This is a genomic window from Agromyces binzhouensis, assembly GCF_004135055.1.
GTDB classification, from domain to species: Bacteria; Actinomycetota; Actinomycetes; order Actinomycetales; family Microbacteriaceae; genus Agromyces; species Agromyces binzhouensis.
The window spans coordinates 1-1,821 of the sequence record NZ_SDPL01000516.1; the positions used below are offsets into that span (position 1 = coordinate 1).

2 protein-coding genes are annotated in these 1,821 nt (G+C 74.7%); one reads left to right on the forward strand and one right to left on the reverse strand.

The window, feature by feature from the left end; translation table 11 throughout:
• Positions 1-277: 277 nt before the first annotated feature.
• Positions 278-1,477 carry a polysaccharide pyruvyl transferase family protein gene (locus ESO86_RS16290; protein ID WP_129235884.1) on the forward strand — a complete coding sequence of 400 codons (1,200 nt, stop codon included), beginning with the start codon at positions 278-280 and terminating at the stop codon, positions 1,475-1,477.
• Between the two features lie 29 nt (positions 1,478-1,506).
• Here the strand turns inward: ESO86_RS16290 and ESO86_RS19320 are convergent.
• On the reverse strand, positions 1,507-1,821 hold a 315-nt coding region (locus tag ESO86_RS19320), incomplete at its 5' end, for a hypothetical protein (protein ID WP_165308121.1).

Here is a 1,821-nt window from a genome sequence, read left to right on the forward strand (position 1 = left end):
CCGCCGCTCGCGACCCGCTCGAGCAGCCGGATGGTGCGGGCGCCGGGCTCGCGCCCGGCCTCGAACGCGAGATCGTCGGCCGCGCGCATCGCGTCGACGATCGTGGGCGCCGTGAGCACGGCGTCGAGTGCGGTCCGGACCCCCATGTGCGCTCCCCCTGCCCGCCGCGCCCGGTGTCGACGATGCCGACGTCGGCGGCGCATGCGATCTGGATGATACTTCGACAGGATGAAGGTTCCTGTCACCCGGTTGACAGTCCGCTGAGAGGGGTCCATACATGCGCATCGTTGCGATCGGCGACATCGGAGTGGTCGACGGCATGATGCACATCGGCGACGAGGCGATGTTCGAGGCCATGGTCGACGCGCTGCGCGGACGCGGTGTCGGCGAGGTCACGGCGATCTCCGCGGCGCCGGCCGACAGCGCCGCGAGGTACGGGGTCGGAGCTGTCGGACGCATCGGCTTCACGGGGACGCGAACGGAGATGCAGCAGCGCCTCGACGCGGTGCGGTCGGCCGCGGGTGGTGGGCGGAGCCTCCGGGGCGACGATCCGGCGCTGGTCGTCATCGACGCCGTCGCGGCGGCCGACGGCGTCGTGGTCGCGGGCGGCGGCAACCTCGCATCGAACTGGCCGGCCCACGTCTTCGAGCGCGCGGCGCTGGGGGCGATCGCCGACCGGCTCGGTCGCCCGCTCGTCGTCTCCGGCCAGACGATCGGTCCGTGGCTCGACCCTGCGGATCGCGACCTCGTGTCCGGGCTGCTGCGGTCGGCCCGGCTGGTCGGGACGCGCGAGCACGCTTCGCTGCGGCTGGCGCATGGGATCGGAGTGCCGGCGGATCGGCTCGCCGCCAACCGCGACGACGCGAGCTTCCTCGGAATCGACGATCCCGACGCCGACCGCGGCGCGCACGAGCCGTACGTCCTCGTGAGCCTCTCGATCCACCTCGGCGGCCTGCCCCGCGACGAGGTGATCGGCGGCCTCGCCGCGGCGCTGGACCGATTGGCCGACCACTCCGGGACCCGCGTGCGCTTCCACCCCCACTTCGGCTCGCTCGATCCGTCGATCGACGCGGGCGACGAGGTGCTGCACGCCGCAGTGCGCGACGCCATGCGCACGCCGGCCGACCTCCTGCAGCCGGGCGACGCCCGATCGGCGGCACGGCTCGCGCGCGGCGCGGCGATGCTCGTGACCAGCCGGTACCACCCGGCCGTGTTCGCCGCACCCGCGGGCGTCCCCGTCGCCGCACTGTCGACGGACGAGTACACCGACGTGAAGCTGCGCGGTGCGACGGGGTGGTGGGGACAGGACGCCGTGATGGCGCTCGGCGCGGTCTCGTCGGGATCGGGCGGCGCCGCGCTCGGACGGGTGTGGGACCGGCGCGCTCGCACGCGTGCTGCCGCCCGGGCACTGCATGCCGAGGCGCGGGCGGAGTCCGAGGGGTGGTTCGACCGGGTGGCGCTGGTGCTCGCGGGCTGACGCCGCACGCGGCGCCGAGCGACGTGTGGTCAGCTCAGCGAGAGGTACGACGCCGAGCCACCGTCGGTCGCGAGCGCGACGTCGACGTCCCAGTAGTCCGCGTCCCTGGCGTGCCCGCCGAGCACGTCCTCGCTCGCGGATGCCGTGAGTTCCCCGATCGCAGCGCCTCGTGCCGAGGCGTCCGCCGGGGCCGGGTCGACCATGCCGCTCACGAGCGCTCCGCCGACGATCGCGCCACCGAGGAGGAACGCGGCGCAGGGCGCGACCAGTGATCGGCGCTGGCCGCTCGACGGGCGGCGGTTGCCGCGCCGCTCGGCACGGTGCCGCGGGAAGCGGAAGCCCTC